Genomic DNA, 3,881 nt, shown 5'->3' on the forward strand with positions numbered 1-3,881 from the left:
TTCCCGTCAACAAGAGCGGCAAAGAAGTCACTTTCCCGTACTGGGACGGCGCCACCGTGCTTGAATGCTTCTCGCATACGGGCAGCTTCACGCTGAACGCCTGCAAATACGGGGCGAAAAAGGTCACTTGCCTCGACGTTTCCGCGCATGCGATTGAAAGCGCGAAAGCCAACGTGGAGCTGAACGGCTTTGGCGACCGGGTGGAATTCGTCGTGGACGACGCTTTCCAGTATTTGCGCAGCCAGGTGAAGGGGCTGGAGGAGCGGGCGCAACGCGCCGCCGCGAAGCCTTCCGCAGTCTCGCCGGAGAAGTCCCCGGCAGCGAAGGAGGGCAAAGCCGCCGTCAAGACGGATACCTCCAAGCCGATGACGGCCGGTGGAGGACGTACCTGGGATGTCGTCATCCTCGATCCGCCCGCTTTTGCCAAGACGAAGAGCGCGGTCAAAGGGGCGTGCCGCGGCTACAAGGACATCAACCTGCACGGCATGAAGCTTGTGAATGAAGGCGGGTATCTGGTTACCGCAAGCTGCTCCTATCACATGCGGCCCGAGTTGTTTCTGGAGACGATAGCCGAAGCCGCCGAGGATGCGGGCAAGGTGCTGCGGCTGATCGAGTGGCGCGCGGCCGGCAAGGATCATCCGCAAATTCTGGGCGTGGACGAGGGACATTACCTGAAATTTGCCATTTTTGAGGTCACGTCGAAGTAACTGTCTATTTGCAACAGATTTGCGGCGCGGCGTACAGGCGGCCGTGTGGTGTTCTTCCGCACAGCAAGCATTACGCATCCATTCAGCGCCAGGCGTTTCCGGGCTGTTCCTAAAGGGTCTTACCACGACCTTTGGGGCGGCCCTTTTTTGCATTGGCGTTGAAGATGTCCGGGCGCTGCGCCGCCCTGTGCGGAAATATAGCGCACTCTAAATATTGGAAAAATAACAAACGTATGTTCTTGTTTATACTTCTATGATATAATAACAGGACGAGTAACAGCGTTTCTGTCGGCTAAGGGCGGCGGAAGCTGCTGCATAGAATGATTCAATTGCATTTTTATTTGCGGAAGGAGTCTGTGAAGTCATGCCGGTGACGTTTCTTCTCGGCCGTTCGGGCAGCGGCAAAACGACGAAAATATGGAGTTCGATCTGCGCGTCTCTTCGCGAGGACCCTCTGGGCTCCCCGATCATTCAACTGGTCCCGGAGCAGGGCTCCTTCAGCGCCGAACAGGGGCTGCTGAGCGTCTGCGACGCCAGGGGCAGCCTGCGCGCGCAGACGCTCAGCTTTCCGCGTCTTTCCTACCGGGTGAAGCAGGAGACCGGCGGGAGAGGCGGCGTGCCGATTGGCGATGAAGGCAAGAAGATGCTGCTATACAAAATTTTGAGCCGCCGCAAGGATGAACTGAAGCTGTTCGGCGCCTCGTCGGACCGCCCGGGCTTTGTGGACCGGTTGAGCCGGCTTCATTCCGAGCTGAAGCGCTGCTGCTTTGGCCCCTCCGATCTGGAGGAGCAGCTGTCCCGTCTGCGGGAGTCGGCAGGTGGCAGTCCGATTCTCACCGGCAAGCTGGAAGACCTGAATATCGTATTTGCCGATCTGGAGCAAGCTTTGTCCGGGCTGTACATAGACGAGGAAGACCGGCTGGCCGAACTTTCGGAGCTGATTCCTTATTCCCCGTTCGTATGCGGTTCCTCCATTTTTGTGGACGGTTTCCGGGGGTTTACGGCCCGCGAGTTTACCGTGCTGCGCCAGCTGATGCTGCATGCCGAAGACATGACGATCGCGCTGACCCTCGACCGTCCCTTTCCTGCCGGAACCCGTCCGCATGAGCTGGAGCTGTTCCATCCTGCGGCCTCCGCTTACATCAAGCTGAGGGGGATGGCGGAAGAGCTTGGCGTTGACGTCAGGGACGAGGTGCTGGAGCCTGCCGTGCTGCCCCGGTTTGAAGAGTCTCCGGCCTTGGCGCATCTGGAGCGCGGCTTTGACCGCCGCCTGGACTACCGGGGACCGAAGCCTGCGGATGATGAGATAACGATTCGGGCGGCCGCGAACAAGCGCGCGGAGATGGAAGGCGCGCTGCGGGAGATGCGGAGGCTGGCGCGCGAGGAGGGGGCGAAGTATGGCGAAATGGCCGTGTTCGTCCGCAACCTGGCGGATTACGATTATCTTGTCCCCTCCCTTTTCCGGGATTATGGCGTACCGTTCTTCCTTGACCGTAAGGCGGGCGAGCTGCATCATCCTCTGGTGGAATTTATCCGTTCGGCGCTGGACGTCGTCCGCCGCCGCTGGCGATACGAGGATGTGTTCCGCTGCATCAAGACGGATTTCCTGCTTCCTCTGGACGAAAGTCTGAGCAGGGATAATATGGACACTCTGGAGAATTACGTTCTGGCTTGCGGCATCCAGGGCTACCGCTGGACCGATGAGAACTACAAGTGGAAGGCCATCCCCAGCCTGTCGCTGGAAGGCGGCGGGAAGCCTGACGCCCGGTTGGTGCCGCTGATGGAACAGTGCCGGGCGGCGGTGACCGCGCCGCTGAAAGCTTTCGAACAGCGAATCAAGAAGAGCCGCAGCGTACTCGATCTGAGCAGGTCGGTATTCGCTCTGCTGGAGGACACGTCTGCGGCGCGCAGGCTGGAGCACATGAGCGCCGCAGCGCTGGAGGAAGGAAGGGCGCAGGACGCCCGGGAACACCGCCAGCTGTGGAGCGCCGTCCTCGATCTGCTGGATCAGATTGTGGAGATGATGGGCGAGGAGACTCTGAGCTTCGATATATTCGCCGGAATATTGGAGACGGGGCTTGCCGAGCTTCGGATGGGTCTCGTTCCTCCGGCGCTGGATCAGGTGCTGGTGGGAACGATGGACCGGACGCGGGTGTCGGGGGTCAAGTATGCTTTTTTGCTCGGCTTCAACGAAGGAATCGTACCGGCGCTGTTTCAGGAGGACGGCGTGCTGTCCGAGGCGGAGCGTATCCTACTGGAAGGAGCGGGGATGGAGCTTTCGCCCGGAGCTTCCCGCAGGATGCTGGATGAGCGCTTTCTGATCTATGAGGCGCTGACTTCGGCTTCCCGGAAGCTGTGGATTAGCTATGCATGCGCGGACGATGAAGGCAAAGACCTGCTTCCTTCGGAAATAATCCGCCATTTGCGCCGGATGTATCCGCTGCTTGCCGAGCATCCATTGCAGAGTCTGCCGGTATCGGCTCCGCCCGGGGAGCACCGCGATTTCATCGGCCATCCCGCGCAGACTCTGCGTATGCTGATCGTTCAGCTGCGCCAGTGGAAGCAGGGGCAGGATATCCCGCAGATCTGGTGGGAGGTCTATAACTGGTTTGCGGAGAATGAGGAATGGCGTCCGCGTCTGCGGATATTGATAAGCTCGCTGTTTTACCGCAATCCCGGCGTGCCGCTCCGAAGAGCAACAAGCCTCAGGCTGTATGGCGGCTCCACACTGCGCGGAAGCGTCTCGCGAATGGAGAGGTTCGTAGCCTGCCCGTTCTCCCATTTCGCCTCTTACGGCCTGCGGCTTAAGGAACGCCAGCTGTACAAGCTTCAGGCTCCGGATATCGGGCAGCTGTTTCACGCCGCGCTCAGCAACATGGCGTTGAAGCTTCGGGGCGAAGGGCGGAGCTGGGGGGCTCTGACGCCCGAAGAGTGCCGGAAGGAAGCCGGGCAGATGGTAGATATGCTGGCGCCGATGCTTCAGGGGGAGATTCTGAAGAGCTCGAAGCGTTACGGCTATATTGCCCGCAAGCTGAAGAATATTGTCGGACGGGCTTCCGTCATTCTCGGGGAGCATGCGCGCAGGGGCAGCTTCGATACCGCCTTTCTTGAGCTGGATTTCGGTCCGGGCAAGCCGCTGCCGCCGCTGCGCATCCGGCTGCCGAACGGCTGGCT

2 protein-coding genes are annotated in these 3,881 nt (G+C 60.1%); both read left to right on the forward strand.

The window, feature by feature from the left end:
• Positions 1-707 (forward strand): class I SAM-dependent rRNA methyltransferase (locus L692_RS0126260; RefSeq protein ID WP_025702855.1); only part of this gene is annotated, 707 nt, incomplete at its 5' end.
• A gap of 364 nt (positions 708-1,071) precedes the next feature.
• The coding region (locus tag L692_RS0126265; RefSeq protein ID WP_025702856.1) for a PD-(D/E)XK nuclease family protein at positions 1,072-3,881 on the forward strand (2,810 nt) is incomplete at its 3' end.

Origin of the sequence: Paenibacillus forsythiae T98, from assembly GCF_000520735.1 — a bacterium.
Classification (GTDB): domain Bacteria; phylum Bacillota; class Bacilli; order Paenibacillales; family Paenibacillaceae; genus Paenibacillus_AQ; species Paenibacillus_AQ forsythiae.